General features: G+C 63.0%; 31 protein-coding genes. All 31 read right to left on the reverse strand.

Annotated features, from left to right (window positions below):
• Positions 1 to 61 precede the first annotated feature (61 nt).
• Positions 62 to 1,390, reverse strand: a complete 1,329-nt coding sequence (secY, locus tag KR767_RS02010; protein WP_166951234.1) for a preprotein translocase subunit SecY — start codon at positions 1,388 to 1,390, stop codon at positions 62 to 64.
• A gap of 4 nt (positions 1,391 to 1,394) precedes the next feature.
• On the reverse strand, positions 1,395 to 1,826 hold the full coding sequence (gene rplO / locus KR767_RS02015) for a 50S ribosomal protein L15 (RefSeq protein ID WP_166951232.1): 432 nt from the start codon (positions 1,824 to 1,826) through the stop codon (positions 1,395 to 1,397).
• Between the two features lie 6 nt (positions 1,827 to 1,832).
• On the reverse strand, positions 1,833 to 2,030 hold the full coding sequence (rpmD, locus tag KR767_RS02020; protein WP_166951230.1) for a 50S ribosomal protein L30: 198 nt from the start codon (positions 2,028 to 2,030) through the stop codon (positions 1,833 to 1,835).
• Positions 2,023 to 2,532: a 30S ribosomal protein S5 gene (rpsE, locus tag KR767_RS02025; RefSeq protein WP_166951228.1), complete on the reverse strand. Its 510-nt coding sequence runs from the start codon at positions 2,530 to 2,532 to the stop codon at positions 2,023 to 2,025. The genes rpmD and rpsE overlap by 8 nt, the downstream gene beginning before the upstream one ends.
• A 121-nt stretch (positions 2,533 to 2,653) precedes the next feature.
• A complete protein-coding gene (gene rplR / locus KR767_RS02030) occupies positions 2,654 to 3,004 on the reverse strand; it encodes a 50S ribosomal protein L18 (protein WP_029213880.1) in 351 nt (116 codons plus the stop codon).
• Between the two features lie 30 nt (positions 3,005 to 3,034).
• Complete coding sequence (gene rplF, locus KR767_RS02035; RefSeq protein WP_250877950.1) at positions 3,035 to 3,562, reverse strand: 50S ribosomal protein L6; 528 nt, start codon at positions 3,560 to 3,562, stop codon at positions 3,035 to 3,037.
• Positions 3,563 to 3,573: 11 nt separating this feature from the next.
• A complete protein-coding gene (rpsH, locus tag KR767_RS02040; RefSeq protein ID WP_166951223.1) occupies positions 3,574 to 3,969 on the reverse strand; it encodes a 30S ribosomal protein S8 in 396 nt (131 codons plus the stop codon).
• A gap of 176 nt (positions 3,970 to 4,145) precedes the next feature.
• Positions 4,146 to 4,451, reverse strand: a complete 306-nt coding sequence (rpsN, locus tag KR767_RS02045) for a 30S ribosomal protein S14 (protein WP_166951221.1) — start codon at positions 4,449 to 4,451, stop codon at positions 4,146 to 4,148.
• Positions 4,452 to 4,467: 16 nt separating this feature from the next.
• Positions 4,468 to 5,007, reverse strand: coding sequence for a 50S ribosomal protein L5 (gene rplE / locus KR767_RS02050; protein ID WP_166951219.1), 540 nt, complete (start codon positions 5,005 to 5,007; stop codon positions 4,468 to 4,470).
• A 12-nt stretch (positions 5,008 to 5,019) separates the two neighbouring features.
• A complete protein-coding gene (rplX, locus tag KR767_RS02055) occupies positions 5,020 to 5,331 on the reverse strand; it encodes a 50S ribosomal protein L24 (protein WP_166951217.1) in 312 nt (103 codons plus the stop codon).
• 14 nt (positions 5,332 to 5,345) lie between these two features.
• Entirely contained in the window at positions 5,346 to 5,714 is a 369-nt protein-coding gene (gene rplN, locus KR767_RS02060) for a 50S ribosomal protein L14 (protein WP_166951215.1), read from the reverse strand.
• Between the two features lie 12 nt (positions 5,715 to 5,726).
• Entirely contained in the window at positions 5,727 to 5,987 is a 261-nt protein-coding gene (gene rpsQ / locus KR767_RS02065) for a 30S ribosomal protein S17 (RefSeq protein WP_166951212.1), read from the reverse strand.
• 12 nt (positions 5,988 to 5,999) lie between these two features.
• Positions 6,000 to 6,185 (reverse strand): 50S ribosomal protein L29, encoded by a 186-nt coding sequence (gene rpmC, locus KR767_RS02070; protein ID WP_166951211.1) that lies wholly within the window; start codon positions 6,183 to 6,185, stop codon positions 6,000 to 6,002.
• Positions 6,185 to 6,598 carry a 50S ribosomal protein L16 gene (rplP, locus tag KR767_RS02075; RefSeq protein WP_166951209.1) on the reverse strand — a complete coding sequence of 138 codons (414 nt, stop codon included), beginning with the start codon at positions 6,596 to 6,598 and terminating at the stop codon, positions 6,185 to 6,187. Before rplP ends, rpmC begins: the two co-directional genes overlap by 1 nt.
• Before the next feature lie 11 nt (positions 6,599 to 6,609).
• Positions 6,610 to 7,347 (reverse strand): 30S ribosomal protein S3, encoded by a 738-nt coding sequence (rpsC, locus tag KR767_RS02080; protein WP_166951206.1) that lies wholly within the window; start codon positions 7,345 to 7,347, stop codon positions 6,610 to 6,612.
• Positions 7,348 to 7,362: 15 nt separating this feature from the next.
• Positions 7,363 to 7,698: a 50S ribosomal protein L22 gene (gene rplV / locus KR767_RS02085; RefSeq protein ID WP_166951203.1), complete on the reverse strand. Its 336-nt coding sequence runs from the start codon at positions 7,696 to 7,698 to the stop codon at positions 7,363 to 7,365.
• Positions 7,698 to 7,970, reverse strand: coding sequence for a 30S ribosomal protein S19 (gene rpsS / locus KR767_RS02090; RefSeq protein WP_029213892.1), 273 nt, complete (start codon positions 7,968 to 7,970; stop codon positions 7,698 to 7,700). The genes rplV and rpsS overlap by 1 nt, the downstream gene beginning before the upstream one ends.
• Before the next feature lie 12 nt (positions 7,971 to 7,982).
• Positions 7,983 to 8,804 carry a 50S ribosomal protein L2 gene (gene rplB / locus KR767_RS02095; RefSeq protein WP_166951201.1) on the reverse strand — a complete coding sequence of 274 codons (822 nt, stop codon included), beginning with the start codon at positions 8,802 to 8,804 and terminating at the stop codon, positions 7,983 to 7,985.
• 18 nt (positions 8,805 to 8,822) lie between these two features.
• Positions 8,823 to 9,116 (reverse strand): 50S ribosomal protein L23, encoded by a 294-nt coding sequence (rplW, locus tag KR767_RS02100; RefSeq protein ID WP_166951198.1) that lies wholly within the window; start codon positions 9,114 to 9,116, stop codon positions 8,823 to 8,825.
• Positions 9,113 to 9,715, reverse strand: a complete 603-nt coding sequence (rplD, locus tag KR767_RS02105; RefSeq protein WP_166951196.1) for a 50S ribosomal protein L4 — start codon at positions 9,713 to 9,715, stop codon at positions 9,113 to 9,115. Before rplD ends, rplW begins: the two co-directional genes overlap by 4 nt.
• Before the next feature lie 11 nt (positions 9,716 to 9,726).
• On the reverse strand, positions 9,727 to 10,368 hold the full coding sequence (gene rplC / locus KR767_RS02110; RefSeq protein ID WP_166951193.1) for a 50S ribosomal protein L3: 642 nt from the start codon (positions 10,366 to 10,368) through the stop codon (positions 9,727 to 9,729).
• A 20-nt stretch (positions 10,369 to 10,388) separates the two neighbouring features.
• Positions 10,389 to 10,700, reverse strand: a complete 312-nt coding sequence (gene rpsJ, locus KR767_RS02115; RefSeq protein WP_014402136.1) for a 30S ribosomal protein S10 — start codon at positions 10,698 to 10,700, stop codon at positions 10,389 to 10,391.
• A gap of 593 nt (positions 10,701 to 11,293) precedes the next feature.
• Positions 11,294 to 12,484: an elongation factor Tu gene (tuf, locus tag KR767_RS02120; protein ID WP_166951192.1), complete on the reverse strand. Its 1,191-nt coding sequence runs from the start codon at positions 12,482 to 12,484 to the stop codon at positions 11,294 to 11,296.
• A 50-nt stretch (positions 12,485 to 12,534) separates the two neighbouring features.
• On the reverse strand, positions 12,535 to 14,658 hold the full coding sequence (gene fusA, locus KR767_RS02125) for an elongation factor G (protein WP_166951190.1): 2,124 nt from the start codon (positions 14,656 to 14,658) through the stop codon (positions 12,535 to 12,537).
• Positions 14,659 to 14,690: 32 nt separating this feature from the next.
• Positions 14,691 to 15,158 carry a 30S ribosomal protein S7 gene (gene rpsG / locus KR767_RS02130; RefSeq protein ID WP_166951188.1) on the reverse strand — a complete coding sequence of 156 codons (468 nt, stop codon included), beginning with the start codon at positions 15,156 to 15,158 and terminating at the stop codon, positions 14,691 to 14,693.
• A gap of 18 nt (positions 15,159 to 15,176) precedes the next feature.
• Complete coding sequence (gene rpsL, locus KR767_RS02135) at positions 15,177 to 15,551, reverse strand: 30S ribosomal protein S12 (protein ID WP_045829438.1); 375 nt, start codon at positions 15,549 to 15,551, stop codon at positions 15,177 to 15,179.
• Positions 15,552 to 15,723: 172 nt separating this feature from the next.
• Complete coding sequence (gene rpoC / locus KR767_RS02140; RefSeq protein WP_166951186.1) at positions 15,724 to 19,938, reverse strand: DNA-directed RNA polymerase subunit beta'; 4,215 nt, start codon at positions 19,936 to 19,938, stop codon at positions 15,724 to 15,726.
• Between the two features lie 25 nt (positions 19,939 to 19,963).
• On the reverse strand, positions 19,964 to 24,136 hold the full coding sequence (gene rpoB / locus KR767_RS02145; protein WP_166951184.1) for a DNA-directed RNA polymerase subunit beta: 4,173 nt from the start codon (positions 24,134 to 24,136) through the stop codon (positions 19,964 to 19,966).
• Positions 24,137 to 24,375: 239 nt separating this feature from the next.
• Positions 24,376 to 24,747: a 50S ribosomal protein L7/L12 gene (rplL, locus tag KR767_RS02150; protein ID WP_144917075.1), complete on the reverse strand. Its 372-nt coding sequence runs from the start codon at positions 24,745 to 24,747 to the stop codon at positions 24,376 to 24,378.
• A gap of 47 nt (positions 24,748 to 24,794) precedes the next feature.
• Positions 24,795 to 25,319 carry a 50S ribosomal protein L10 gene (gene rplJ, locus KR767_RS02155; RefSeq protein WP_166951183.1) on the reverse strand — a complete coding sequence of 175 codons (525 nt, stop codon included), beginning with the start codon at positions 25,317 to 25,319 and terminating at the stop codon, positions 24,795 to 24,797.
• A gap of 343 nt (positions 25,320 to 25,662) precedes the next feature.
• Complete coding sequence (rplA, locus tag KR767_RS02160) at positions 25,663 to 26,370, reverse strand: 50S ribosomal protein L1 (protein WP_166951181.1); 708 nt, start codon at positions 26,368 to 26,370, stop codon at positions 25,663 to 25,665.
• Positions 26,371 to 26,373 lie beyond the last annotated feature (3 nt).

Raw genomic sequence — 26,373 nt, forward strand, 5'->3', positions numbered from 1 at the left:
ACGGGAAGTCCTGCGGCGCTGGGCGCCGCGGCCTCCCCTACTTGGGGACTTCCATCCAATCTCAGCCGCGGCGGAGATTGGACTTCTTGAGCAGACTCTCGTACTGGTGGCTCATCAGATGGGCCTGAACCTGGGAGATGAAATCCATCACCACCACCACCACGATCAGCAGCGAAGTGCCGCCGAAATAGAACGGGACGTGCCAGGCGTTCTGCATGAACGTGGGCACCAGGCAGACCAGAACGATGTAGACCGCGCCAACACCCGTAAGACGGGTCATGACACCATCGATGTAGTCTGCCGTGGAGCGACCCGGACGAATGCCCGGAATCAACGCACCCGAACGCTTGAGGTTATCGGCCGTTTCCTGAGAATTGAACACGATCGCCGTGTAGAAGAAGGCGAATCCGATCACCAGCACCGCAAACACGATGTCGTGGACCGGCTCACCCGGGCTCAGCGCCGTGGTCAGCCATTGCAGCCAGCGGGACTGGTTGGCAGAACCGAACCAGGTCGCCGCGGTAGCGGGGAAAAGCAGGAGGCTGGTCGCAAAGATCGGCGGAATGACACCCGCCATGTTGATCTTCAACGGCAGATGCGAGACCTGACGCTGCTGGAACTGACGCTGCCCGCCCTGCTTCGCATAATTCACGGTGATGCGTCGCTGCGCACGTTCCATGAACACCACGAATGCGGTGACCGCGAGGATCGCAGCGGTGACCATCAGGAGCTTCAGCACCGACAGCTCACCGTTGTTCGCCATGGTCAGCGTGTGCGCGATGGCACCCGGCAGACCGGCCACGATACCGGCGAAGATCAGCATGGAAATACCATTGCCGATACCACGCTCGGTAATCTGCTCGCCCAGCCACATCAGGAACATGGTGCCGGCGGTGAGGCCGACGACCGATGCCATGACGAAGCCGGCACCCGGCATGTAGACCACCGGGGCACCGCCCAGAGCGGTCTGCTTCTGCAAGGCCACCGCGATACCGAAAGCCTGGAAGGCTGCCAGTGCCACCGTGCCGAAGCGCGTGTACATGGTCATCTTGCGACGACCCGACTCGCCTTCCTTGCGCAGCGCCATGAGGGACGGCACCACCGAACCCATCATCTGCACCACGATCGATGCAGAGATGTACGGCACCACACCCAGAGCGAACACCGAGAAGCGGGAAAGCGAACCGCCCGAGAACATGTTGACCATGTTCAGGAGGCCACCACCGCCCTCGACGAGGCTTGTCATCGCATCGGGGTTCACGCCCGGAACGGGAATGAACGAGCCGAGGCGAAAGACGATCAGCGCACCAATAAGGAAAAGAATGCGCTGACGCAGTTCCGTCAGTTTGCCCAGCGAGCCGCCGAGCTTTTTGCCCTGCGCTCCGGCCACTGGATTACTCCACGCTGCCGCCGGCGGCTTCGATGGCGGCCTTGGCACCGGCCGTCGCGAGCACACCCTGGAGCTTGACCGCGCGAGTGATTTCACCCTTGAGCACGATCTTCACCTTCTTGGCGCGGCTGGTCACCAGACCAGCGGCGTGAAGCGCGATCAGGTCGATGGTGTCGGCCTGGATCGAAGCCAGCTGGTAGAGCATGACCTGCTCGGTGTCGGCCTTCTTCAGCGAGCGGAAGCCCACCTTGGGAAGACGACGCTGCAGCGGCATCTGACCGCCTTCGAAACCGACGCGGTGGGTGTTACCAGCACGGGCGTGCTGACCCTTGTGACCGCGACCGGCGGTCTTGCCGAGGCCGGAACCGATACCGCGAGCAACGCGGGTGCGGGTCTTGCGGGCGCCCTTGCCGGGCTTGATGTCGTTAAGACGCATGATTGCTTACTCCTCGACCCGGACCAGGTAGTAAACCGTGTTGATGAGGCCACGGACCTGCGGGGAATCCTTCAGTTCGCGCACGTCGTTGAGCTTGCCGAGGCCCAGGGCCTTCACGCTCAGACGGTGGCGGCTCTGCACACCACGCAGGCCCTTGACGAGGCGCACGCGGACGGTGCCGGTGGTTTCGGTGTTCTTAGCCATTGCCCAGCACCTCTTCGATCGTCTTGCCACGCTTGGCGGCGATGCGCTTCGGCGAGGCGACGGCCTGCAGACCCTTGATCGTCGCGCGGACGAGGTTGATCGGGTTGCGCGAGCCGACGGCCTTCGCAAGCACGTCCTTCACGCCGACCACTTCCAGGACAGCGCGCATGGCGCCGCCGGCGATGACGCCGGTACCCTGAGAGGCAGGCTGCATGTAGACGCGGGCGGCGCCGTGGTTGGCCTTGATGGCGTACCAGAGCGTGCCGTTGTTGAGTTCGATGGACACCATGTTGCGGCGGGCGCGCTCCATGGCCTTGGAGATGGCAACCGGCACTTCACGGGCCTTGCCATAACCAAAACCGACGCGACCCTCGCCATCGCCGACAACCGTCAGCGCGGTGAAGCTCATCTGGCGGCCACCCTTGACGGTCTTGGCCACGCGGTTGACGGCGATCAGCTTTTCAAGCAGGCCGTCCGAATTTTCGCGATCTGTCGAGGACATCTCTTTTCCTGGATAGCCCGGGAGACCCGGGACTTCTGTTTACGGCTTGGTCGCCGCTTGGAGTTGTAGTTACATCGGGCGACACCGGCCCCTGGGGACCGGTGTCGTTGCCTGACGCCTCTTAGAACTTGAGGCCGGCTTCACGGGCGGCATCGGCCAGAGCCTTGATGCGACCGTGATAACGGAAGCCCGAGCGGTCGAAGGCGACGGCTTCGATACCGGCGGCCTTGGCGCGCTCGGCAACGATGCGGCCCACCGTGGTGGCGGCCTCGACGTTCTTCTTGCTCTTGAGACCTTCGGCAACCGACTTCTGCACGGTCGAGGCAGCTGCCACGACGGTGCCGTTCGGTGCGAAGACCTGGGCGTAGATATGCTGACCGGTGCGGTGCACGCTCAGGCGGGCGACGGCGAGCTCACGGATGTGGGCACGGGTCGACTTGGCGCGGCGCAGGCGGGATTCGTTCTTGTTCATCGTCTCGTCTCCAGAAAGCGGATAGGCCGATTAGGCCTTCTTGGCTTCCTTCAGGATGATCGTCTCGCCGGCATAACGGACGCCCTTGCCCTTGTAGGGCTCCGGCGAACGGAACGCGCGGATCTTGGCTGCCACCTGGCCCACCAGCTGCTTGTCGGCACCCTTGATCAGGATTTCCGTCTGCGTGGGGACTTCGATGGTGATGCCTTCCGGCGCGTCGAAGACGACCGGGTGCGAGAAACCGAGGGAAAGGTTCACGGCCTTGCCCTGCAGCTGCGCGCGGTAACCCACGCCGACCAGTTCGAGCTTCTTCTCGAAGCCGTTGGCGACGCCGGTGACCATGTTGGCAACGATCGCACGGGCGGTGCCACCGAACTTGTCGTCAGCGCCTTCGGCGAGGACGATCGTGGCGACGCCGTTTTCCTGCTGGAACGAAACGCCCGGCAGTTCGTGCGTGGTCAGGGTGCCCTTCGGGCCCTTGACGGTGACGGTGCCGTTCGCGACGGTGAGTTCAACGCCCTTCGGGAGGGAGATGGGCTTCTTGGCTACACGTGACATGTCGGGACTCCTTACGCCACCTGGCCGATGACTTCGCCACCGAGACCCTTGGAACGGGCCTGTGCGTCGGTCAGCAGACCGGCGGAGGTGGAGATGATCGAGATACCCAGGCCACCGAGGACCTTCGGCAGCTCGTCCTTGCCGCGGTAGACGCGGAGACCGGAACGGCTGACACGGGAAATGGATTCGATAGCCGGACGGCCTTCGAAATACTTCAGCTTGATCTCGAGGACCGGCTTGCCGTCTTCGTCGGCGACGCGGGCGTCGAGGATGTAGCCTTCGTTCTGGAGAAGCTTGGCCAGGGCCAGCTTCACTTTCGACGACGGAATACGGACAACCGCTTTGCCAGTGGCCTGGGCGTTGCGGATGCGCGTAAACAGATCGGCGATGGGATCAGTCATGCTCATAGTAAAAACCCTTGAGAGTGCACCGATATCCGTATGACCGGAGATCTTTTAAATTGTAAAGCCGACAAGTCGTCGGTCTGCATTGCGCAGACCGACGACTATATCAGGCCGAGGCGGCCTGGACAAGTTTTGCCCAAGTGACGCCCTGCCCCGCCCGGAGGCGGGGCCGGTATTGCTTACCAGCTGGCCTTGCGCAGGCCCGGAACGTCACCACGCATGGTGGCTTCGCGCAGCTTGTTGCGGCCGAGGCCGAACTTGCTGTAGACGCCACGGGGACGACCGGTCAGGGCGCAGCGGTTGCGCTGACGCGAGGGGCTCGCGTCACGCGGCAGCTTCTGCAGCTTGGTCTGGGCTTCCATCTTCTCGTCGTACGAGGCGGTGGCGCTCAGGACAACCGCCTTCAGTTCGGCGCGCTTGGCGGCGTACTTCTTGGCGAGCTTGGCGCGCTTGAGGTCGCGCTCGATCATCGAGGTCTTTGCCATGTGTTCTCTCTGGCGATCAGTTGCGGAACGGGAAGCTGAAGGCTTCCAGCAGCGCCTTGGCTTCTTCGTCGGTCTTGGCCGTGGTGGTGATGGAGATATCCATACCACGCAGGGCGTCAACCTGGTCGAAGTCGATTTCCGGGAAGATGATCTGTTCCTTGATGCCGAAGTTGTAGTTACCACGGCCATCGAAGGCACGGCCCGAGACACCACGGAAGTCGCGCGTACGCGGCAGCGAGATGTTGATCAGGCGGTCCAGGAATTCCCACATCTGGGCACGACGCAGCGTGACCTTGCAACCGATCGGCCAACCGTCACGGATCTTGAACGAGGCCACCGAAACGCGGGCCTTGGTCGTGATCGGCTTCTGGCCGGCGATCTTGGTCATGTCGGCCACGGCATTTTCGAGGATCTTCTTGTTACCGGCGGCTTCGCCGACGCCCATGTTGAGCGTGATCTTCGTGATGCGCGGGACCTGCATGACGTTCTGGTAACCGAAGCGCTCAGTGAGCTTCTGCATTACCGACTCTTTGTAAAACGTTTCAAGACGGGTCATGACTTCGGTTCCTTACGCGTCGACCACTTCGCCCGAAGCGAACACGCGCACCTTGCGCCCGTCCTCGAGCGTCTTGGTGCCAACGCGCTCGCCCTTGTTCGAGGCGGAGTTGAAGAGCTGGACATTGGAGATATGGATCGAGGCTTCACGCTCGACGATACCGCCAGGCTGGTTGGCCTGGGGATTCGGCTTCGTGTGACGCTTGACGATGTTGACGTTGGCAACGACCACGCGGTCGCCGTCGACGCGCAGGACATCGCCACGCTGGCCCTTGTTCTTGCCGGTGATCACGACGACGTGGTCACCCTTGCGGATACGGTTCATGTTCTGGTCTCCGCTCAGAGCACTTCGGGCGCGAGCGAGACGATCTTCATGAACTTCTCGCTGCGCAGCTCGCGGGTCACCGGCCCGAAGATACGGGTACCGATCGGCTCGAGCTTGTTGTTGAGGAGTACGGCAGCGTTACCGTCGAAACGGATCAGCGAGCCGTCGTTGCGACGCACACCCTTGGCGGTGCGGACCACAACGGCGTTGTACACCTCGCCCTTCTTAACCTTGCCGCGGGGAATGGCGTCCTTGACGGTCACCTTGATCACATCGCCGATGCCGGCATAGCGACGCTTGGAGCCGCCCAGCACCTTGATGCACATCAGTTCCTTCGCACCGCTGTTGTCCGCCGCGGAAAGCGTGCTTTGCATCTGAATCATCGCAGCTCTCCCTTAGCCTTCAGCGCGCGTGACGATGGCGACCACGCGGTGATGCTTGGTCTTCGACAGCGGACGGCACTCCGCGATGCGTACCACGTCGCCCTCGTTCGCACCGGTCTCGTCATGTGCGTGGAGCTTCGTGGAGCGGCGGATGATCTTGCCGAGCAGCGGGTGCTGCACCTGACGCTCGATCAGAACCGTGACCGTATTGGCCATCTTGTTGCTGATGACGCGACCTTCGAGGGTACGCGCCGTTTTCTGGTTATCGCTCATATCAGCCGTCCCTTACTTCTTATCGCCGAGCACGAACTTCGTGCGGGCGATGTCGCGCCGAACGCGGCGCAGCTGGTGCGGCTGAGTGAGCTGACCGGAGCCCTTCTGCATGCGCAGATTGAACTGCTCCTTGCGAAGGTCCAGCAGATGCTGCTTCAGCTCTTCCGCCGACTTCTCTTTGATTTCTTTGATGGCCATTACATCACCGCCCTGGACACGAACTGGGTCTGGACCGAGAGCTTGGCAGCGGCAAGGCGCATGGCCTCGCGTGCGGTTGCCTCGTCGACACCTTCGATTTCATAAAGCATGCGACCCGGCTGGATCTCGGCGACCCAGAACTCGACGCCACCCTTACCTGCACCCATTCGAACTTCAATGGGCTTACGGGTGATCGGCTTGTCCGGGAACACGCGGATCCACAGCTTGCCGCCACGCTTGACGAAGCGCGTGATGCAACGACGGGCCGCTTCGATCTGACGCGCGGTCAGCTGACCGTGCGTCGTCGCCTTGAGGCCGTACTCGCCAAAGCTCACGAGGTTCGAGGTGAACGCCAGGCCGTCATTGCGACCCTTAAACATCTTGCGGTACTTGGTACGCTTCGGTTGCAACATGACAACGCTCCTTACTTGGCAGAGCGCTCGCCACGCTCACGGCGGTTTTCACCACCGTCGCGACGCGACGACTGCTGCGGCTGCTGATCTTCCTTCGACGCCTCGGCCGTGGCGGCCGCGAGGTCGAAGATCTCGCCCTTGTAGACCCACACCTTCACACCGATGATGCCGTACTGCGTCTTCGCTTCGGCGGTGCCGTAGTCGATGTCAGCGCGGAGGGTGTGGAGCGGCACGCGACCTTCACGAGCCCACTCGGAGCGCGCGATCTCGGCGCCGTTCAGACGGCCGGAGACGTTGATCTTGATGCCCAGGGCGCCGAGGCGCATGGCATTGCCAACCGAGCGCTTCATCGCGCGACGGAACATGATGCGGCGCTCGAGCTGCTGCGCGATCGACTCGGCAACGAGCTGGGCGTCGAGTTCCGGCTTGCGGACTTCGCTGACGTTGATGTGCGTCGGGACGCCCATCAGGTCGGTGACTTCCTTGCGAAGCTTCTCGATGTCCTCGCCCTTCTTGCCGATCACCACGCCCGGACGGGCGGTGTGGATCGTCACGCGGGCGGTCTTGGCCGGGCGCTCGATCTGGATCTTCGAGATACCGGCGGCGGCGAGCTTCTTGCGCAGCATCTCGCGGACCTTGAGGTCGGCAGCGAGGTACTGGGCGTACTCACCCTTGTTGGCGTACCACTTCGAGTTCCAGTCCTTGGCAATGCCGAGGCGGATACCGGTGGGATGAACTTTATGACCCATGGTTTCTTACCCCAGTCAGTTGCCCACAACCACAGTGATGTGGCTGGTGCGCTTCAGGATGCGCGAACCGCGGCCTTTGGCGCGGGCGTACATGCGCTTCATCGCCGGACCTTCGTCGACAAAGATGCGCGAGACCTTCAGGTCGTCGACGTCGGCGCCGAGGTTGTTTTCGGCGTTGGCGACGGCGGACAGCAGCACCTTGCGAACAAGGTGGGCGGCCTTCTTGTTGGTGTAGGCAAGCACGTCGCTCGCCCGACCCACGGGGAGACCCCGGACCAGGTCGGCCACCAGGCGTGCCTTCTGCGCCGAGATGCGGGCGCTGCGCAGGATCGCTTTGGCTTCAGTGCTCATCACTTGCCCTTCTTATCGCCGGCGTGGCCCTTGTAGGTGCGGGTCACCGCGAACTCGCCGAGCTTGTGCCCGACCATGTTCTCGTTGATAAGCACCGGCACGTGCTGGCGGCCGTTGTGGATGGCGATGGTCAGACCGACCATCTCCGGCAGGATCATCGAGCGACGCGACCAGGTCTTGATCGGACGCTTGTTGTTGGCGGAAACGGCGGCTTCCACCTTCTTTACGAGGTGCAGGTCAACGAACGGACCTTTCTTTAGAGAGCGCGGCATAATCGTTTCCTATTACTTGCGACGACGCACGATGAACTGCTGGGTGCGCTTGTTGCTGCGCGTCTTGTAACCCTTGGTCGGCGTACCCCACGGGCTGACCGGATGACGGCCGCCGGAGGTCTTGCCTTCACCACCGCCGTGCGGATGGTCGACCGGGTTCATGACAACACCACGGACAGTCGGACGGATGCCCTTCCAACGCTTCGCACCGGCCTTGCCGAGCTTGCGCAGGGAGTGCTCCGAGTTGCCGACTTCACCGATGGTGGCGCGGCATTCAACCGGCACGCGACGCATTTCGCCGGAGCGAAGACGCAGCGTGGCGTAACCCTGTTCGCGAGCAACGAGCTGCACGGAAGCACCGGCGGAGCGAGCGATCTGCGCGCCCTTGCCCGGCTTCATTTCGATGCAGTGGATCGTGGAACCCACCGGGATCGAACGAAGCGGCAGGCAGTTGCCGGCCTTGATCGGGGAGTCGGAACCCGACACCAGACGGTCGCCAACGGCAACGCCCTTCGGGGCGATGATGTAGCGGCGCTCGCCATCGGCGTAGCACAGCAGCGCGATGTGCGCGGTGCGGTTCGGGTCGTATTCCAGACGCTCGACAACGGCGGCGATGCCTTCCTTGTCACGCTTGAAATCGATGATGCGGTATGCCTGCTTGTGACCGCCGCCGCGATGACGCGTGGTGATGCGACCGTAGTGGTTGCGGCCACCCGTCTTCGACTGCGATTCGGTCAGGGGTGCGTAAGGCGCGCCCTTGTGCAGACCCTCGGTCCGAACGCTGACTGCGTCGCGGCGGCCCGGGGAGGTCGGCTTGTGAGTGATCAGTGCCATCTCAATTCAACTCCTGGCTCAGGCCTTGGCCGACACGTCGATCGTGTGGCCGTCGGCGAGGCGCACGTAAGCCTTACGCTTGCCCTGGCGATTGCCCTGGCGGAAGCGGAACGACTTGACCTTGCCCTTCGTGTTCACGAGGTTCACGTCCACGACCTTGACGTCGAAGAGGTGTTCCACCGCAGCGCGCACGTCGGCCTTGGTCGCTTCGGGCGCCACGACGAACACGTACTGGTTGTTTTCCGCAAGACGGGCCGACTTCTCGGAGATGTGCGGCGCGCGAAGCGTGTTGAGCGTGCGTTCGGTGCTCATGCGAGCCACTCCTCGACCTTCTTGACCGCGTCCACCGTCATGACGACGAAGTCGCTACCGACCAGGCTGACCGGGTTCAGGGCCAGCACGTCGACGACGTGGATGTACGGAATGTTGCGGGCGGACAGGTACAGCGCTTCAGTGGAGTCTTCCGACACCAGCAGCACGCGACCCTTGACTTCGAGCTCGGCGAGCTTGGCGATCATGCCCTTGGTGCTGGGCTTCTCGATCGACAGCTCCGTCACCACCTTCAGGCGACCCTGACGGGCCAGCTCGGCGATGATCGAGCGGATGGCGACGCGGTAAGCCTTGCGGTTGACCTTCTGCTCGAAGCTGCGCGGCTTGGCAGCGAACGTGACACCACCGCCGACGAAGATCGGAGCGCGATAGTCACCGTGACGAGCACCGCCACCCTTCTGCTTCTTGAACTTCTTCGTGGTGCCCGACATCTCACCGCGCGAGAGCTGCGCTTTGGTGCCGGCACGACCGCCTGCCTGGTAGGCAGTGACGACCTGGTGCACGAGGGCCTTCTTGTACTCGCCGCCGAACACTTCGTCCGAGACAGTGAGCGACTGGGCGCCAATAACGTTAAGTTCCATGGCGTGTCTCCTCAACCTTTGGTCGTCGGACGGATCACGACGTCGCCACCGGTCGCGCCCGGGACTGCGCCCTTGACTGCGATGAGGTGACGCTCGGCATCGACCTTGACCACTTCCAGGCCCTGCACGGTGCGATTGACCGCACCCATGTGGCCCGACATCTTCTTACCAGGGAACACGCGGCCCGGCGTCTGGCGCTGGCCGATCGAGCCCGGGGCGCGATGCGACAGCGAGTTACCGTGCGTGGCGTCACCCATCTTGAAGTTGTGACGCTTGATGGTGCCCTGGAAGCCCTTGCCCTTCGACACGCCGGCCACGTCGACCGTCTGACCGACGGTGAACACGCCTTCTGCGGTCAGCTCGGAGCCAACTTCATACTTGCCGGCTTCGTCCGCATTGATGCGGAACTCCCACAGACCACGACCCGGCTCGACCTTCGCCTTGGCGTAATGGCCTTTGGCGGGGTTCGTCAGCAGCGAGGCGCGCTTGGTGCCAGCGGTGACCTGGACGGCAGTGTAGCCGTCGACTTCTTCGGTCTTCACCTGGGTCACACGATTCGGGGTCGCTTCAATCAGCGTCACCGGAATCGAACGGCCGTCTTCGGTGAAGAGCCGGCTCATGCCGCACTTGCGGCCAACCAGTCCGATACTCATCTTCGTATCCTTATATCCGCTCAGCCGAGCTTGATCTGGACGTCAACGCCAGCCGCAAGATCGAGCTTCATGAGCGCGTCCACGGTTTTGTCGTTGGGGTCGACGATGTCCAGAACGCGCTTGTGGGTACGAGTCTCGTACTGGTCGCGGGCATCTTTGTCGACGTGCGGCGACACCAGAATGGTGTAGCGCTCGATCTTGGTCGGCAGCGGGATCGGGCCGAGGACCGTAGCGCCAGTGCGCTTGGCCGTCTCGACGATTTCGCTGGCCGAACGGTCGATCAGACGATGATCGAACGCCTTGAGCCGGATGCGAATCTTTTGGTTCGCCATAAAACCGTGTCCTGTTATCGAAAGAACGTTCTTGTGATTCGAAGTGGCTTCTCGCCACCCCGCACAACCCTATTGCTACTACGGGTACTGCAACGGGCCGCCAGGAGCAGCCAAGGACTGCCCAAAACGACCCGAAAAAGCCAGACAGACCACAAAACGGCCCGCCCGGACTAAAAAGTATAGAATGCACAAAAGATCAGGTCAACCGGACTCGCATCCGATGACCTTGGCCGGCACCCTACCCGGCTTCCTTGCCTGCGAACTCGAAGCGCCTTCCATGCACCTCATTTCGCGGTATCCGAAAGCCTGCAAGAGGCATCCGGGAGATATAGCCCGACGACTATACCCTATCGGTTTGGAAATTGGAAGCTTTTTGACCAAATCATTTCAGCAGCCCTGTAGGAGCGCGCCTTGCGCGCGACCGGGGACCAGGGAGACATCCGGATAAACTGATCGCCACCCCAAAACCGGTCGCGCGCAAGGCGCGCTCCTACAGGAAAAGCCAGTCACGGGCGATGGGGCGATCCACCGCGCATAAAAAAAGCGGGGGCTTTCGCCCCCGCTTTTCAGGACACCCTTGCAGGTAACCGGTATTACGCCGTGATCTTGGCAACCACGCCGGCGCCGACGGTGCGGCCGCCTTCGCGAATGGCGAAGCGCAGGCCTTCGTCCATGGCGATCGGCTTGAGCAGCGTGACTTCCATCTTCACGTTGTCGCCCGGCATCACCATCTCGGTGCCTTCCGGCAGCTTGCAGGCGCCGGTGACGTCGGTGGTGCGGAAGTAGAACTGCGGACGGTAGTTATTGAAGAACGGGGTATGACGACCACCCTCATCCTTCGACAGCACGTACACTTCGGCTTCGAACTGGGTGTGCGGCTTGATCGTGCCCGGCTTCGACAGCACCTGGCCACGCTCGACGTCGTCACGCTTCAGGCCGCGGAGCAGCAGACCGGCGTTGTCGCCTGCCTGGCCCTGGTCGAGAAGCTTGCGGAACATTTCGACGCCCGTCACGGTGGACTTCTGGGTGTCGCGCAGGCCGACGACTTCGATTTCGTCACCCACCTTGATGATGCCGCGCTCGATACGACCGGTCACGACCGTGCCGCGACCCGAGATCGAGAACACGTCTTCGACGGGCATCAGGAAGGTCTTGTCGATGTCGCGTTCCGGCGTCGGGATCCAGGTGTCGAGCGCATCAACCAGGTTGATGATCGCCGGCACGCCGATTTCCGACTGGTCGCCTTCGAGAGCAAGACGGGCCGAACCCTTGATGATCGGGGTGTCGTCGCCCGGGAACTCGTACTTCGACAGCAGTTCGCGGACTTCCATCTCGACGAGCTCCATGAGCTCGGCGTCGTCGACCATGTCGGCCTTGTTCAGGAACACGACGATGTACGGCACGCCGACCTGACGCGAGAGCAGGATGTGCTCGCGGGTCTGCGGCATCGGGCCGTCAGCGGCCGAGCACACGAGGATCGCGCCGTCCATCTGGGCGGCACCGGTGATCATGTTCTTGACGTAGTCAGCATGTCCCGGGCAATCGACGTGGGCATAGTGGCGGGTGGCCGATTCGTACTCGACGTGGGCGGTCGAGATCGTGATACCACGAGCCTTCTCTTCCGGCGCGGCATCGATCGCGTCGTAACCCTTGAACTCGCCGCCGAAACGATCGGCGCCGACCTTGGTCAGTGCGGCGGTCAGCGTGGTCTTGCCGTGGTCGACGTGACCGATGGTGCCGACGTTGACGTGCGGCTTATTGCGCTCGAACTTACCCTTTGCCATGACTCTAAACCTCTAAAAGAACGTTGTATGTTTTAAAGAAGAAGCCCTTATCAGGACTTCTTCATGACCTCGTCGGCGATATTCTTCGGCGCCGGCTCGTAATGGTCGAATTCCATCGTGAACGTGGCGCGACCCTGGGTCTGCGAACGCAGCGACGTGGCGTAGCCGAACATTTCACCGAGCGGGATCATCGCGTTGACGGTCTTGCCCGAAGGGGTTTCTTCCTGACCGGTCAGCATGCCGCGACGACGCGAGATATCGCCCATCACGTCACCGACGTAGTCTTCCGGCGTCACGACCTCGACCTTCATGATCGGCTCGAGCAGCACCGGCTGCGCCTTGGCGAAGCCCTGCTTGAACGCCATCGAAGCGGCGAGCTTGAACGCCATTTCGGACGAGTCGACGTCGTGGTACGAACCGAAGACGAGCTTGACCTTGACGTCAACCACCGGGAAGCCGGCGAGCGGACCACTGGTGATCGTCTCGCGCAGACCCTTTTCAACGGACGGGATGAATTCCTTCGGAATCACGCCGCCGGTGATGTCGTTGATGAAGAGGAAGTCGTCCTTGATCGTCAGCTTCGGATCGGCGCGGTCTTCAGCGGTGATCGGCGACAGCTCGATCACGACGTGACCGTACTGACCCTTACCACCCGACTGCTTGGCGTGCTTGTAGTCCGACTTGACGTCAGCGGCCTGAATCGTCTCGCGGTAAGCCACCTGCGGCTTGCCCACGTTGGCTTCGACGTTGAACTCGCGACGCATGCGGTCCACCAGGATGTCCAGGTGAAGCTCGCCCATGCCCGAGATGATCGTCTGGCCGGACTCTTCGTCGGTCTTGACGCGGAACGACGGATCTTCCGCGGCCAGGCGGCCGAGGGCGATACCCATCTTTTCCTGGTCCGACTTGGTCTTCGGCTCCACCGCCATCGAGATCACCGGCTCCGGGAACGTCATGCGCTCCAGGGTGATGATGCTGTCCTGCGCGCAGAGCGTGTCACCGGTGGTGACGTCCTTCAGGCCGACAGCGGCGGCGATATCGCCAGCGCGGACTTCCTTCAGTTCGTGACGCTCGTTGGCGTGCATCTGCAGGATGCGGCCAATGCGCTCCTTCTTCGACTTGACCGGGTTGTACACCTGGTCACCGGCGTTCAGCGTGCCCGAGTAGACACGGAAGAACGTCAGCGCGCCGACGAACGGGTCGGTCATGATCTTGAACGCCAGCGCCGAGAACGGTGCGTCGTCCTTGGCCGGACGGGTATCCGGCTGCTCGTCTTCGTTGATGCCTTCGACCGGCGGACGGTCGATCGGCGACGGAAGAAGATTGACGACGGCATCGAGCATCGCCTGGACGCCCTTGTTCTTGAACGCCGTGCCGCAGAACACCGGAATGATCTCGCTGCGCAGGGTGCGCAGACGCAGACCTTCGATGATTTCAGCCTCGGACAGCTCTTCGCCGCCCAGGTACTTGTCCATCATCTCTTCCGTGGCTTCCGCCGCGGCTTCGATCATGGCAGTACGGGCCGATTCGGCCTTTTCCTGGAGGTTGGCCGGGATGTCCTGGTATTCGAACTTCATGCCCTGGGACTCCATGTCCCAGATGATCGCCTTCATCTTCAGCAGATCGACGACGCCTTCGAAGTTGTCTTCGGCACCGATCGGAACCTGCATTTCGATCGGGTTGGCGCCCAGACGAGCCTTGAGCTGCTCGACGACCTTGTAGAAGTTGGCGCCGGTACGGTCCATCTTGTTGACGAACGCGAGACGCGGCACCTTGTAGCGATTGGCCTGACGCCACACGGTCTCGGACTGCGGCTGCACGCCACCCACGGCGCAGAGCACGAACACCGCACCGTCGAGCACGCGGAGCGAACGCTCCACTTCGATGGTGAAGTCGACGTGTCCCGGGGTGTCGATGATGTTGAAGCGGTGCTCGGGCAGCGAACGGTCCATGCCCTTCCAGAATGCCGTGGTGGCAGCGGAAGTGATGGTGATGCCGCGCTCCTGCTCCTGCTCCATCCAGTCCATCGTCGCGGCACCGTCATGCACCTCGCCAATCTTGTGACTGACGCCGGTGTAGAACAGGATGCGCTCCGTGGTCGTGGTCTTGCCGGCATCGATGTGGGCCATGATGCCGAAGTTGCGGTAGCGCTCGATGGGAGTGGTGCGTGCCACGGTCTTTCCTCAGATCGGGTAGCTGGAAGGGATTACCAGCGGTAATGCGAGAAGGCCTTGTTGGCCTCCGCCATACGGTGCGTTTCTTCGCGCTTCTTGACGGCGCCGCCACGGGACTCGGAAGCCTCGAGGAGTTCAGCAGCCAGCTTGCGCGGCATGGACGTCTCACCGCGCTTGCGAGCGGCTTCGATCACCCAGCGCATGGCAAGAGCCATACGACGACCCGGACGGACTTCGACCGGCACCTGGTAGGTGGCACCGCCGACGCGGCGGGACTTCACTTCGACGGCCGGGGCGATGTTGCCCAGGGCCTTCTCGACGAGCTGCACCGGCTCGGCATTCTTCTCGCCGATGTGCTCGAGGGCGCCGTAGACAATAGCTTCGGCGACGGACTTCTTACCGGACTTCATCACCATATTGATGAAGCGGGCAATCAGCTGGCTTCCGTGCTTCGGGTCCGGGAGGACGACACGGGCGGGATGGGAACCTTTACGCGACATAATTGTTGTCCTTTACTCTCAGCCCTTCGGGCGCTTGGCGCCGTACTTCGAGCGCGACTTGCGACGCTTGGTCACGCCCGCGCAGTCGAGGCTGCCGCGAACGGTGTGGTAACGCACACCCGGGAGATCCTTGACGCGACCGCCACGGATCAGGACCACCGAGTGCTCCTGGAGATTGTGACCTTCGCCACCGATGTAGCTGATGACTTCGAAACCGTTGGTGAGGCGCACCTTGGCAACCTTACGCAGCGCCGAGTTCGGCTTCTTCGGGGTGGTCGTATAAACGCGCGTGCAAACACCGCGGCGCTGCGGGCTGCTCTGCAGGGCCGGCGAGGCGCTCTTGTACGCCTTGGGGCTGCGGGATTTGCGCACCAACTGGTTGACTGTCGTCATGCGAAGCTATTCCTGAGAAACATAAAGGCAGACCGAAAGATCGGCCCGCCGTATAAGCGATTTTAACGTGCGCCGCCGCTTGGAGCGGCCGGCACCCATCGTCCTTGAATCCGAACACGAGGCGCATCCGTGCGCCTCATTTCGTATGTACGGGCGAAGCCCGTACGGGGCCTCACTCGGCGCTATCGTTGGACCCGGCGGGAGCTTCTGCGAACGTGACAGCCGGCGCCGAACCCGAGAGGGTTTCGAGCTCCGAAGCCGTCAGGCCGCTCTGGTTACGACGCGCAGCGTGGTAAGCCAGACCTGTACCCGCAGGGATTAGCCGCCCAACAATAACATTTTCCTTCAGGCCACGCAACGTATCCCGGGTGCCACGGACCGCTGCCTCGGTGAGGACGCGGGTGGTTTCCTGGAACGAGGCCGCCGAGATGAACGACTCGGTGGCCAGCGAGGCCTTGGTGATGCCCAGCAGCACCGATTCGAACTCGGCGCGACGCTCGCCACGAGCCTCCGCACGGTCGTTCTCTTCGTTGATACGGATGCGCTCGACCTGCTCACCGCGCAGGTAGGTGCTGTCGCCCGCCTCCGTGATCTCGACCTTGCGGAGCATCTGGCGAATGATCGCTTCGATGTGCTTGTCGTTGATCTTCACGCCCTGGAGACGGTAGACGTCCTGGATTTCCTTGACCAGGTAGGAGGCCAGCGGCTCGACACCCAGCAGGCGCAGGATGTCATGCGGATTCGGCTCGCCGTCCACGACGGTTTCGCCCTTCTCCACGTGCTCGCCTTCGAACACGATGACCTGACGCCACTTCGGGATCAGCTCTTCGTGCTCGTTGCCATCCGCGTCCTTGATGATGAGACGCTGCTTGCCCTTGGTGTCCTTGCCGAAGCTGATGATGCCCGAGCGCTCGGCGAGGATCGCCGGCTCCTTGGGCTTGCGGGCTTCGAACAGGTCGGCCACGCGGGGCAGACCACCCGTGATGTCGCGGGTCTTCGAGGTTTCCTGCGGGATACGGGCGACGACGTCACCCACGCCCACTTCGGCACCGTTCTGGATCGACACGATCGCACCGGCCGGCAGGAAGTACTGGGCAGCGATGTCCGTACCCGGCAGCTTGAGCTCACGGCCCCGGCTGTCTTCCAGGCGGACGATCGGGCGCAGGTCCTTCGCGGCCGTACCACGACGCTTGGGATCGGTCACCACCGCCGACTCGAGGCCGGTCAGCTCGTCGGTCTGCGACTGCACGGTCACGCCATCGATGAAGTCGATGAAGCGGACCACACCGGCCACTTCCGTGACGATCGGGTGGGTATGCGGATCCCAGTTGGCCACGGTCTGGCCAGCCTTGACCGGGTCGCCATCCTTGACGGCGATGGTGGCACCGTAAGGCACCTTGTAGCGCTCGCGCTCGCGACCGTTGGCGTCGATGACGCTGACTTCGCCCGAACGCGACACGGCCACCAGGTGACCGGCCGAGTGCTCGACCGACTTCAGGTTGTTGAACTTCAGCGCGCCGGTGGTGCGGACGGTGACGTTGTCCACGGCAGCAGCTCGCGACGCGGCACCACCGATATGGAACGTACGCATCGTCAGCTGCGTGCCCGGCTCACCGATCGACTGAGCGGCGACCACACCCACGGCCTCGCCCATGTTGACCAGGTGACCGCGAGCAAGGTCGCGGCCGTAGCAAAGGGCGCACACGCCGTGGCTGGCACGGCAGGTGATGGGCGAACGCACCTTGATCAGCTGCACGCCAGCCTTGTCGAGCTTGTCGACCAGGAACTCGTCGAGCAGCGTGTCGCGGGTGACGATGGGCTCGTCGTCGTCGCCGGGGGCGTAGACGTCTTCGACCACGACACGGCCCAGCACGCGCTCGCGCAGCGGCTCGACCACGTCACCGCCTTCGACGATCGGGGACATCATGACGCCGTCTTCCGTGCCGCAATCGTGGCCGGTGATGACGACGTCCTGGGCCACGTCGACGAGACGACGGGTGAGGTAACCCGAGTTCGCCGTCTTCAGCGCCGTATCCGCAAGGCCCTTACGAGCACCGTGGGTGGAGTTGAAGTACTGGAGAACGTTCAGGCCTTCGCGGAAGTTCGCCTTGATGGGCGTCTCGATGATCGAGCCGTCCGGGCGGGCCATGAGGCCGCGCATACCTGCCAGCTGGCGAATCTGGGCCACGCTACCACGCGCACCCGAGTCGGCCATGATGTACAGCGAGTTCATCGACTTCTGGTTGACCAGGTTGCCTTCGGCATCGGCGACCTTCTCGGTACCGATACCGTCGATCATCGCCTTGGCGACCAGTTCGTTGGTGCGCGACCAGATGTCGACCACCTTGTTGTAGCGCTCGCCGGCGGTGACCAGACCCGACTGGTACTGCTCCTGGATCTCGACGACTTCCTTCTCGGCTTCCTCGAGGATGCCCTTCTTCTCGGCCGGGATCTTCATGTCGTCGATGCCGATGGAGATACCGGCGCGCGTCGCGAAACGGAAGCCGGTGTACATCAGCTTGTCGGCGAAGACGACCGATTCCTTCAGGCCCAGCAGACGGTAGGTCTGGTTGATCAGGCGCGAGATGTTCTTCTTGGTCAGCTCGGTGTTGACCAGCGCGAACGGCAGGCCTTCCGGGATGATCTCGGCCAGCAGCGAACGACCGACCGTGGTGTCGACCACGCGGGTACGGGCGACGTTGTCGCCGTTCTCGTCGCGCTCGAACACGCGCACGCGGACCTTGACCTTCGCATGCAGTTCGACCGCACGGTTGTCGTAGGCGCGACGCACTTCGCCGATGTTGGCGAAGACCATGCCGGCGCCCTTGGCGCCCACCAGCTCACGGGTCATGTAGTACAGACCCAGCACCACGTCCTGCGACGGCACGATGATCGGCTCGCCGTTCGCGGGGGACAGGATGTTGTTCGACGACATCATCAGGGCGCGGGCTTCAAGCTGCGCCTCGATCGACAGCGGAACGTGCACGGCCATCTGGTCACCGTCGAAGTCCGCGTTGAATGCGGTACAGACGAGCGGATGCAGCTGGATCGCCTTGCCTTCGATGAGCACCGGCTCGAACGCCTGGATGCCGAGACGGTGCAGCGTGGGCGCACGGTTCAGCATGACCGGATGTTCGCGGATCACCTCTTCGAGGATGTCCCACACCTGCGGCTCTTCGCGCTCGACGAGCTTCTTGGCGGCCTTGATCGTGGTGGCTTCGCCGCGGGCCTGGAGCTTGGCGAAGATGAAGGGCTTGAACAGCTCAAGCGCCATCTTCTTCGGCAGGCCGCACTGGTGCAGGCGCAGCGTCGGACCGACCACGATGACCGAACGGCCCGAGTAGTCGACGCGCTTGCCGAGCAGGTTCTGGCGGAAGCGGCCCTGCTTGCCCTTGATCATGTCGGCGAGCGACTTCAGCGCGCGCTTGTTCGTGCCGGTGATGGCACGACCGCGACGGCCGTTGTCGAGCAGCGCATCGACCGATTCCTGCAGCATGCGCTTCTCGTTGCGGACGATGATGTCCGGCGCAGCGAGTTCGAGCAGGCGCTTCAGGCGGTTGTTGCGGTTGATGACGCGACGATAGAGGTCGTTGAGGTCCGACGTGGCGAAGCGGCCACCGTCCAGCGGGACGAGGGGGCGCAGATCCGGCGGGAGCACCGGAAGCACGGTCATGACCATCCACTCCGGCTTGTTGCCGGATTCGAGGAACGCCTCGATCAGCTTCACGCGCTTGGTGAGGCGCTTGAGCTTGGTCTCGGAGTTGGTCGAGGAGATTTCTTCCTTGAGGCGGATGACTTCGCCCGGCAGGTCGAGGCTCTTCAGCAGCTCGTAGACGGCCTCGGCACCCATGCGGGCGTCGAACTCGTCGCCGTGCTCTTCGGTGGCTTCCAGGTACTGGTCTTCGCTGAGCAGCTGGCCGCGCTCGAGCGCGGTCAGGCCCGGATCGATCACGACGAAGGCTTCGAAGTACAGGATGCGCTCGATGTCACGCAGCGTCATGTCCAGCATGAGGCCGATGCGCGAAGGCAGCGACTTCAGGAACCAGATGTGCGCGGTCGGACTGGCCAGCTCGATGTGGCCCATGCGCTCGCGACGGACCTTGGCCAGGGTGACCTCGGTGCCGCACTTCTCGCAGACCACGCCACGGTGCTTCATGCGCTTGTACTTGCCGCACAGGCACTCGTAGTCCTTGATCGGGCCAAAGATGGCCGCGCAGAACAGACCGTCACGCTCAGGCTTGAACGTGCGGTAGTTGATGGTTTCCGGCTTCTTCACTTCGCCGTACGACCACGAACGGATCAGCTCCGGCGAAGCCAGGGCGATCTTGATCGCGTCGAAGTCCAGCGTCTGTCGCTGCTGGTTGAACAGATTGAGCAGGTCTTTCATGCGTAATCTCCGGTAGCCGCGACGATCACTTGTTGATCTCTTCCAGCTCGATGTCGATAGCGAGCGAACGGATTTCCTTCACGAGCACGTTGAAGGATTCCGGCATGCCCGCCGCCATCTCGTGGTTGCCGTCGACAATGTTCTTGTACATCTGGTTACGGCCCTGCACGTCGTCGGACTTGACGGTGAGCATTTCCTGCAGCGTGTAAGCCGCGCCGTAAGCCTCGAGTGCCCAGACTTCCATTTCGCCGAAGCGCTGGCCGCCGAACTGCGCCTTGCCGCCCAGCGGCTGCTGGGTAACGAGCGAGTACGGACCGGTCGAACGCGCGTGCATCTTGTCGTCGACCAGGTGGTTCAGCTTCAGCATGTGCATGTAGCCAACGGTGACCGGGCGATCGAACGCCTCGCCGGTACGGCCGTCGAAGAGGATGGTCTGGCCGGATTCCGGCAGGCCGGCGAGCTTCAGCATGTGCTTGATCTCGTGCTCTTCGGCACCGTCGAACACCGGGGTGGCCATCGGCACGCCGTCACGCAGGTTGTCGGCGAGGTTCATGATCTCGGCATCGCTCATCGACGGCAGGTCGACGCGGCGGACCGCACCTTCTGCACCGGCGTTGCCGTGGTTGTACACCTCGTCGAGGAACTCGCGCATCTTGGCCGGCTTCTCGTTGGCCTCGAGCATGGCCGAGATCTTGTGGCCCAGGCCCTTGGCGGCCCAGCCCAGGTGAACCTCGAGAATCTGGCCGATGTTCATACGCGAAGGCACGCCCAGCGGGTTCAGGCAGATGTCGACCGGACGGCCGTCCGCCGAGAACGGCATGTCCTCGACCGGCACGATCATGGACACCACACCCTTGTTACCGTGGCGGCCTGCCATCTTGTCGCCCGGCTGGATGCGGCGCTTCACGGCGAGGTAGACCTTGACCATCTTGAGCACGCCCGGAGCGAGGTCGTCGCCCTGGGTGATCTTGCCCTGCTTCTCCTTGAAGCGCTTGTCGAAGGCTTCCTTGTGGCGACGGACCTGTTCGGCCGCGCGCTCCAGGAACTCCGAGACTTCCTCTTCCTTGACGTTGATCTTGAACCAGTCGTCCTTCTTGAGGGTATCGAGGTAGGCGTCGTCGATGACGGTGCCACGCTTGAGACCACCCGGACCGCTCATCGCGGTCTTGCCGTTGAGCTGTGCGCGCATACGGGCGTAGATGGCGCCCTCGAGGATGCGGAACTGGTCGTCGAGATCCTTGCGGATGCGCTTCAGTTCGGTTTCTTCGATCTGCTTGGCACGCTTGTCCTTCTCGATGCCGTCACGGGTGAAGACCTGCACGTCGATGACGTTGCCGTCCATGCCCGGGGGCACGCGCAGCGAGCTGTCCTTCACGTCCGAGGCCTTCTCGCCGAAGATGGCGCGAAGCAGCTTTTCTTCCGGCGTGAGCTGGCTTTCGCCCTTCGGCGTGACCTTGCCCACGAGGATGTCGCCGGCCTTCACTTCCGCACCGATGTAGACGATGCCGGACTCGTCGAGACGGGCCAGGGCCTGCTCGCCGACGTTCGGGATGTCCGCGGTGATTTCTTCGGCACCCAGCTTCGTGTCACGGGCGATGCAGGTCATTTCCTCGATGTGGATCGAGGTGTAACGATCTTCCTGCACGACGCGCTCGGAGATGAGGATCGAGTCTTCGAAGTTGTAGCCGTTCCACGGCATGAACGCGACAAGCATGTTCTGGCCGAGCGCGAGCTCGCCCAGGTCGGTCGACGAACCGTCGGCCAGCGTGTCGCCCACGGCCACCACGTCACCCACGTTCACCAGCGGACGCTGGTTGAGGTTGGTGTTCTGGTTGGAGCGGGTGTACTTGGTCAGCGTGTAGATATCGACGCCGGCATCATCGTCGCCCACTTCGGCTTCGTTGACGCGCACGACGATACGGGCCGCATCGACCTGGTCGATGACGCCACCACGCTTGGCGGACACGGTGACGCCCGAGTCACGCGCCACGGCGCGCTCGATGCCCGTGCCGACGAGCGGCTTCTGGCTGCGCAGGGTCGGAACGGCCTGGCGCTGCATGTTCGCGCCCATGAGCGCGCGGTTCGCGTCATCGTGCTCGAGGAAGGGCACGAGCGCCGCTGCCACCGACACCGTCTGCATGGGCGAAACGTCCATGTAGTTGATCTCGGCCGACGGACGCAGCTCCGACTCGCCGCGGAAACGGCAGGAGACGAAGTCTTCGAGGAACTTGCCTTCCTTCGACAGCGGCGAGTTCGCCTGCGCGATGACGTGGTCGCCCTCTTCGATCGCGGAGAGGTAATCGACCTTGTCGGTCACCTTGCCGTTCTCGACCTTGCGGTACGGCGTCTCGAGGAAGCCGTAGGTGTTGGTGCGGGCGTACACGGCGAGCGAGTTGATCAGGCCGATGTTCGGGCCTTCAGGCGTTTCGATGGTGCAGACGCGACCGTAATGGGTCGGGTGGACGTCGCGCACTTCGAAGCCGGCGCGCTCACGGGTGAGGCCGCCCGGTCCGAGCGCCGAGACGCGGCGCTTGTGGGTCACTTCGGACAGCGGGTTGTTCTGGTCCATGAACTGCGAGAGCTGCGACGAACCGAAGAACTCCTTCACCGCGGCCGCAACCGGCTTGGCGTTGATGAGTTCCTGCGGGGTCAGGCCCTCGGATTCGGCCAGCGACAGGCGCTCGCGCACCGCGCGCTCGACGCGGACGAGACCGATGCGGAAGGTGTTTTCCGCCATTTCGCCGACCGAACGCACGCGACGGTTACCCAGGTGGTCGATATCGTCGACCGTGCCGGTACCGTTGCGGATGTCGATGAGCACGCGCAGCACGTCGAGGATGTCCGACGTCTGGCCAAGCTCGCCGAGCAGGCGCTGGCATTCTTCTTCCTTGCGGTCGCTGAAGTACTTGTGGTCGTACAGCACGCCCGGACCCACGATGTCCTTGCGGCCCACGCGACGGTTGAACTTCATGCGGCCCACGGCCGAGAGATCGTAACGATCGAAGGTGAAGAACAGGTTGAAGAACAGGTTCTGCGCGGCATCCTTGGTCGGCGGCTCGCCCGGACGCATCATCCGGTAGATTTCGACCAGGGCCTCGAGCTGCGTACGCGTGTTGTCGATGCGCAGGGTGTTCGAGATGTACGCACCACGATCGAGATCGTTCACGTACAGCGTCGGCACCGTCTCGATGCCTGCCTTGCGGAAGTGCTCAAGGTGCTCGAGGGTGAGTTCGTCGTTGGCCGCGGCGATGACTTCGCCGGTGTCCTTGTCGATCATGTCGATCGCGACGATGCGGCCCACCGGGTAGTCGGCCGGTACTTCGAGCGAGGTGATCTTCTCGCTGGCGAGCTGGCGGACGTGGCGCGCCGTGATGCGCTTACCGGCCTCGACCAGCACCTTGCCGTCGGCCACGAGGTCGAACGACAGGGTTTCACCACGCAGGCGCTCGGCGACGAGGTCGAGCGTGACGCTGCCGGTCTTGCCGAGGTGGAATACGTTGTGCTCGAAGAAGATGTCGAGCATTTCTTCGTTGTTGTAGCCCAGCGCGCGCAGCAGCACGGTCACCGGCAGCTTGCGGCGACGATCGATACGGGTGAACAGCGCATCCTTCGGGTCGAACTCGAAGTCGAGCCACGAGCCACGGTAAGGAATCACGCGGGCCGAGAACAGCAGCTTGCCCGAGCTGTGGGTCTTGCCACGGTCGTGGTCGAAGAACACGCCCGGCGAACGGTGCAGCTGCGAGACGATGACGCGCTCGGTGCCGTTGATGATGAAGGTGCCGGTATCGGTCATGAGCGGAATCTCGCCCATGTAGACCTCCTGCTCCTTCACGTACTTCACGGCCTTCTTGGATGCCGGGCTGTCCTTGTCGTAGATGACCAGGCGCACGGTGGCGCGCAGCGGCGCACCGAAGGTCATGCCACGGTTGCGGCACTCGCGCTCGTCGAAGGCCGGCTCGCCGAGGCGATAGTCGACGTATTCGAGGGCGGCGTTGCCGGAGTAGCTGGAAATCGGGAACACCGACTTCAGCGCCGCGTGGAGACCCTTCTCCTCGCGTGCCTTGGCGGTGGTGTTCTCCTGCAGAAATTCCTTGTACGAGTCGGTCTGGATCGTCAGCAGGTTAGGCACGCCCAGCACGGGCGGGCGCTTGCCGAAATCCTTGCGGATGCGCTTCTTCTCGGTAAACGAGTAGGTCATGGTGGTTACCGCCTCGGTTCAATGGCCGGCTCGATCGCACCGGCCTTAGAGTTAGTGAATCGAAAATCGGAGATCGGGATTCGAACCGCGGAGCCCCATGCGGGCGGCTCTCGAATCGCGATGTCCCATTTCCGACGGATGGAACACGGATACAGCCCTTGGAACGGCCAAAGCCCGGGGGTTTACACCCCCAGGCCCGGCTTGACGCTAGATCAAACTCGTTGCGCGCAAGGCGCCAATTACTTGAGTTCGACCGTGGCGCCGGCAGCTTCGAGGTCCTTCTTGAACTTCGCAGCGTCTTCCTTCGAAGCAGCTTCCTTCACGACGCCACCGGCTTCGGTGAGGTCCTTGGCTTCCTTCAGGCCCAGGCCGGTGATGGCGCGGACGGCCTTGATCACGTCGACCTTCTTGTCGCCAGCGGACTTCAGGATCACGTCGAACTCGGTCTGCTCTTCGGCAGCGGCAGCGGCCGGGCCGGCAGCGGCAACGGCGACCGGGGCAGCAGCGGAGACGCCGAAGGTGTCTTCGATCGACTTCACCAGTTCCATGATTTCCGTCAGGGACTTGGCCTTGATGGCTTCAACGATCTGTTCGGTGGTCAGGGTGGACATTGTTTCTTACCTTCTGAAATGGGTTTCGATGAAATAAGTCAGCGAGATCAGGCTTCAGCCGGGGCTTCGGCGGCAACTTCGCCACCACCCTGCTTCTCCGCCACGGCGTTGACCGCGCGGGCGAACATCGTGATCGGCTCGACGAGGACACGGGCCAGCATGGCCAGGGCCTCTTCGCGGGTCGGCAGCGAGGCCAGCACGTCGACGTGCTTGGCATCGAACAGCTTGCCCTCGATGGAGACGACCTTCGGCTTGAGCTTGTCGTTGGTCTTCGCGAATTCCTTGATCAGGCGGCCAGCGGCGCCCGGTTCCTCAGTCGAGAACGCATAGAGCAGCGGACCGGTCAGGGCGTCGGCGACGACCTCGAACTCGGTACCAGCCACGGCGCGTGCGGCGAGCGTGTTCTTCACAACCTTGAGGAACACACCCGATTCACGGGCCTTCTTGCGCATCGCGGTCATCTGAGAGACCGTGGTGCCCGCGTATTCGGCGGCGACCAAGGAGTGAGCCTTCGCGGCGACTTCTGCCAGCTCGGCGACTACTTCTTGCTTCTGAGACAGATTGAGAGCCATTGCACTCCTCCAATTGAACTCCGCTTGCGACTCCTGCCGCTTGCGGTCCTGGGCGACATCCTCCATGACGTCGGGGACGGGAACGTCCCGGGTGGTGGCCTTTCCAGATTCGAAACGAATACCAGAAGGGGCTGCACCATCTACGCAGGCCGGATCCGACAAGGCATCCGATTAAGCGACTCCGCTTCCGACGACGGCGTGTCCTTGCCAACACGAGCTCCGTGCTCGTCGCCATCGTGCGCTGATCGCGCCTGCGGTCTTTGACGGCTGCCACGGCATTTCAACCATGGCCGCCCTCAAAAACGCGCCCTCGCCGGCAAGCCGGCGAGGGTCGTCCTAACTCTTACTTGGCCGAGGTGGTCACGGTCGAGGTATCGACCGGCACGCCAACGCCCATGGTGCTCGACAGCGCCACCTTCTGGATGTACTGACCCTTGGCAGCCGCCGGCTTGGCCTTGAGCAGGTCACCGAGCAGCGCGTTGAGGTTTTCGGCGAGCTGGGCAGCGTCGAAGCTGGCCTTGCCGATGGTGGCGTGGATGATGCCGCCCTTGTCGTTACGGAACTTGACCTGACCGGCCTTGGCGTTCTTCACGGCAGTGGCGACGTCGGCGGTGACCGAGCCATCCTTCGGGTTCGGCATCAGGCCGCGGGGACCGAGCACCTGGCCGAGCTTACCGACGACGCGCATGGCGTCCGGCGTGGCGATGACGCGACCGTAGTCGAGGTCGCCTGCCTGCATCTTCTCGGCGAGGTCGTCCATACCGACGGCATCGGCGCCGGCGGCAAGGGCTGCATCAGCCTTTTCACCCGGCGGCACGAACACGGCGACCTTGATGGTCTTGCCGGTGCCGTGCGGCAGGAGCGAGGAACCACGAACGCCCTGGTCGGACTTCTTGGCATCGATGCCGAGGCGGACGGCGACGTCCACGGATTCGGCGAACTTGGCCTTGGCGTTGTCCTTGACGATCTTGATGGCTTCATCGAGACCGTAGGTCTTGCCCGGCTGGACGGCGGCCGTAGCGGCCTTCATACGCTTGGTGAGCTTTGCCATGTC

Origin of the sequence: Luteibacter anthropi (assembly GCF_023699965.1) — a bacterium.
Classification (GTDB): Bacteria; Pseudomonadota; Gammaproteobacteria; order Xanthomonadales; family Rhodanobacteraceae; genus Luteibacter; species Luteibacter anthropi.

What these genes read in the sequence shown, in the direction of transcription:
- rpoC (WP_166951186.1), bottom strand. Translation starts at nt 19,938, where the DNA reads ATGAAAGACCTGCTCAATCTGTTCAACCAGCAGCGACAGACGCTGGAC.
- rplO (WP_166951232.1), bottom strand. Translation starts at nt 1,826, where the DNA reads ATGCGTCTTAACGACATCAAGCCCGGCAAGGGCGCCCGCAAGACCCGC.
- rpoB (WP_166951184.1), bottom strand. Translation starts at nt 24,136, where the DNA reads ATGACCTACTCGTTTACCGAGAAGAAGCGCATCCGCAAGGATTTCGGC.
- rplR (WP_029213880.1), bottom strand. Translation starts at nt 3,004, where the DNA reads ATGAACAAGAACGAATCCCGCCTGCGCCGCGCCAAGTCGACCCGTGCC.
- rpsQ (WP_166951212.1), bottom strand. Translation starts at nt 5,987, where the DNA reads ATGAGCGATAACCAGAAAACGGCGCGTACCCTCGAAGGTCGCGTCATC.
- rplF (WP_250877950.1), bottom strand. Translation starts at nt 3,562, where the DNA reads ATGTCACGTGTAGCCAAGAAGCCCATCTCCCTCCCGAAGGGCGTTGAA.
- rpsE (WP_166951228.1), bottom strand. Translation starts at nt 2,532, where the DNA reads ATGTCCTCGACAGATCGCGAAAATTCGGACGGCCTGCTTGAAAAGCTG.
- rplV (WP_166951203.1), bottom strand. Translation starts at nt 7,698, where the DNA reads ATGAGCACTGAAGCCAAAGCGATCCTGCGCAGCGCCCGCATCTCGGCG.
- rplA (WP_166951181.1), bottom strand. Translation starts at nt 26,370, where the DNA reads ATGGCAAAGCTCACCAAGCGTATGAAGGCCGCTACGGCCGCCGTCCAG.
- rpsJ (WP_014402136.1), bottom strand. Translation starts at nt 10,700, where the DNA reads ATGGCGAACCAAAAGATTCGCATCCGGCTCAAGGCGTTCGATCATCGT.
- rpmD (WP_166951230.1), bottom strand. Translation starts at nt 2,030, where the DNA reads ATGGCTAAGAACACCGAAACCACCGGCACCGTCCGCGTGCGCCTCGTC.
- rpsN (WP_166951221.1), bottom strand. Translation starts at nt 4,451, where the DNA reads ATGGCAAAGACCTCGATGATCGAGCGCGACCTCAAGCGCGCCAAGCTC.
- rplP (WP_166951209.1), bottom strand. Translation starts at nt 6,598, where the DNA reads ATGTTGCAACCGAAGCGTACCAAGTACCGCAAGATGTTTAAGGGTCGC.
- rplL (WP_144917075.1), bottom strand. Translation starts at nt 24,747, where the DNA reads ATGTCCACCCTGACCACCGAACAGATCGTTGAAGCCATCAAGGCCAAG.
- rplC (WP_166951193.1), bottom strand. Translation starts at nt 10,368, where the DNA reads ATGAGTATCGGACTGGTTGGCCGCAAGTGCGGCATGAGCCGGCTCTTC.
- tuf (WP_166951192.1), bottom strand. Translation starts at nt 12,484, where the DNA reads ATGGCAAAGGGTAAGTTCGAGCGCAATAAGCCGCACGTCAACGTCGGC.
- rplX (WP_166951217.1), bottom strand. Translation starts at nt 5,331, where the DNA reads ATGAACCGTATCCGCAAGGGTGACCACGTCGTCGTGATCACCGGCAAG.
- rpsG (WP_166951188.1), bottom strand. Translation starts at nt 15,158, where the DNA reads ATGTCGCGTAAAGGTTCCCATCCCGCCCGTGTCGTCCTCCCGGACCCG.
- rpsC (WP_166951206.1), bottom strand. Translation starts at nt 7,347, where the DNA reads ATGGGTCATAAAGTTCATCCCACCGGTATCCGCCTCGGCATTGCCAAG.
- rplD (WP_166951196.1), bottom strand. Translation starts at nt 9,715, where the DNA reads ATGGAACTTAACGTTATTGGCGCCCAGTCGCTCACTGTCTCGGACGAA.
- rplW (WP_166951198.1), bottom strand. Translation starts at nt 9,116, where the DNA reads ATGAGCACCGAACGCACGCTCAACACGCTTCGCGCGCCGCACATCTCC.
- rplB (WP_166951201.1), bottom strand. Translation starts at nt 8,804, where the DNA reads ATGGCACTGATCACTCACAAGCCGACCTCCCCGGGCCGCCGCGACGCA.
- rpmC (WP_166951211.1), bottom strand. Translation starts at nt 6,185, where the DNA reads ATGGCCATCAAAGAAATCAAAGAGAAGTCGGCGGAAGAGCTGAAGCAG.
- rpsS (WP_029213892.1), bottom strand. Translation starts at nt 7,970, where the DNA reads ATGCCGCGCTCTCTAAAGAAAGGTCCGTTCGTTGACCTGCACCTCGTA.
- rplN (WP_166951215.1), bottom strand. Translation starts at nt 5,714, where the DNA reads ATGATTCAGATGCAAAGCACGCTTTCCGCGGCGGACAACAGCGGTGCG.
- rplJ (WP_166951183.1), bottom strand. Translation starts at nt 25,319, where the DNA reads ATGGCTCTCAATCTGTCTCAGAAGCAAGAAGTAGTCGCCGAGCTGGCA.
- rpsL (WP_045829438.1), bottom strand. Translation starts at nt 15,551, where the DNA reads ATGACGACAGTCAACCAGTTGGTGCGCAAATCCCGCAGCCCCAAGGCG.
- rplE (WP_166951219.1), bottom strand. Translation starts at nt 5,007, where the DNA reads ATGACCCGTCTTGAAACGTTTTACAAAGAGTCGGTAATGCAGAAGCTC.
- rpsH (WP_166951223.1), bottom strand. Translation starts at nt 3,969, where the DNA reads ATGAGCATGACTGATCCCATCGCCGATCTGTTTACGCGCATCCGCAAC.